At 62.2% G+C, this 1,920-nt stretch carries 2 protein-coding genes; both read right to left on the bottom strand.

Annotated features, from left to right (window positions below):
- A complete protein-coding gene (locus KSY55_RS09025; RefSeq protein WP_065435133.1) occupies positions 1–1,014 on the bottom strand; it encodes a carbohydrate ABC transporter permease in 1,014 nt (337 codons plus the stop codon).
- A 57-nt stretch (positions 1,015–1,071) separates the two neighbouring features.
- Positions 1,072–1,920, bottom strand: an 849-nt coding sequence (locus KSY55_RS09020) for a carbohydrate ABC transporter permease (RefSeq protein ID WP_217749724.1), incomplete at its 5' end; no start/stop codon positions are given.

Raw genomic sequence — 1,920 nt, 5'->3', positions numbered from 1 at the left:
TCATTCCTTGACGGCGCCTGCGGCAAGGCCGGACTGCCAGTACTTCTGCAGGCACAGGAACGCGATGACCAACGGGACGATCGTGATCAACGAACCCGTGACCACCAGGTTCTGGATCGCCTGGCCGCCCGCGGTGCTCGCCTGGTCCTTCCACTGGTTCAGACCGATCGTCAGCGGATACCAGTTCGAATCCTTCAGCATGATCAACGGCAGGAAGTAGTTGTTCCACGTCGCCACGATCGTGAACAGGGCCGTCGTCACGATCCCCGGGGCGAGCAGCGGCAGGGATACCTGGAAGAACGTGCGGAACTCGCCGGCGCCGTCCACGCGGGCGGCTTCGAGCAGCTCGGTCGGCACGGCCTGGTCGGAGAAGATCCACATCAGGTACAGGCCGAACGTCGACACCAGGCTCGGGATGATCATGGCCCACGGCGTGTTCGTCAGGTTCAGCTTGGCGAACAGCAGGAACTGCGGCACGGCCAGGGCGATGCCCGGCACCGAGATGGCGCCGATGATCACCGCGAACACGGCCTTGCGTCCCGGGAAACGGAACTTCGCCAGGCCGTACCCGCCCATGATGGCGAGCAGGGTCGCGCCGCCGGCGCCCACGACCACGTACAGGATCGTGTTCAGGAACCAGCGTCCGAAGATGCCGTCCTGGTAGGTGAACACGGTCTTGATGTTGTCCCACAAAGCGAACGTGCGGCCGAAGCCCAGACCGAACGTGGACGTGAAGTCCGCCTGCGTCTTCGTGGCGTTGATCAGCAGGTACACGAACGGGAACAGGCAGTACACCGCGAACAGCGCGCACACGATGGTCAGCAGCGTGCTCCTGCGCGGGTTCGCCACGTTCGCGAAGCCGGACTTCGCGGCCCTCTTGCGCTCGGCCTTCTCGTCGCGCGCGACCCTCTTGAGGCGTTCCTTCTCGGCCTTTTTCGCGGCCTTCTCCTGGGCTTTGAGCTCCTGAGCGGTGAGCCTCTGCTCCGTGCCCGCGGCGATTGTTGCGTCACTCATTTTCGATGCTCCTTAGCGTTTCTTCCCCTATATGCGGATGGTTCGCGCCACCGGGCGCTACTTCATCTGCTCCTTCATGCTGTTGAGCTGCACCGCGTACGCGATCGCCATCGTGATCACGGCCATCGTGATCGCCAGGGCGGCGGCGTAGTTCGACTGGTTGCCCGCGAAGCTCAGGTTGTACGCGTACATGTTCGGCGTGTAGTACGTGGTGATCGCGTTGCCCGGCACCATGTTCTGCAGGATGCTCGGCTCGTTGAACAGCTGGAACGAGCCGATGATCGAGAAGATCACCGTGATCGCGAGCGAGCCCTTCAGTTCCGGCAGCTTGATGGACTTGACGATCTGCCACTCGGACGCCCCGTCGATCGATGCGGCCTCGTACAGCGAATGCGGGATCGTGGACAGCGAGCTGTAGAAGATCAGCATGTTGTAGCCCGTGAACTCCCACGTCACGATGTTGCCGATCGCGGCGAGCAGCACGTTCGGGCTCAGCACGTCGAGGTTCGTGCCCAGCCAGTCGTTCAGGGAGCCGACCAGACCGTACTTCGCACCGTACATGAAGCCCCACACCAAAGTCGACACCACGGCCGGCACCGCGTACGGCAGGAACGTGGAGATGCGGAAGAACTTCGCGCCGTGCAGCTTCATGGAATCCAACGCCAGGGCCATCGCCGCCGACAGGAACAGCATGATTGGCACCTGCACGCAGGTGAACAGCGCGACCCTGCCGACCGAGCTCCAGAACTGCTGGTCGTGGAACAGACGAATGTAGTTGCTGATTCCCACGAACTTCGTGCCGCCGATCATCTGCTTCTGGAAGAAGCTGATGTAGATCGCGTACAGGATCGGGATCACGAACACGAACACGAACACCAACGCGAACGGCCACATGAACTTCCAACC

This window comes from Bifidobacterium sp. MSK.13.1 (assembly GCF_019131435.1).
Classification (GTDB): Bacteria; Actinomycetota; Actinomycetes; order Actinomycetales; family Bifidobacteriaceae; genus Bifidobacterium; species Bifidobacterium pseudocatenulatum.
Note: the sequence above shows the minus strand (reverse complement) of the source record. Positions and strands in the feature narration are given on the sequence as shown.

Coding starts and splice junctions, on each gene's coding strand:
- KSY55_RS09025 (WP_065435133.1), bottom strand. CDS start 1,014: ATGAGTGACGCAACAATCGCCGCGGGCACGGAGCAGAGGCTCACCGCT.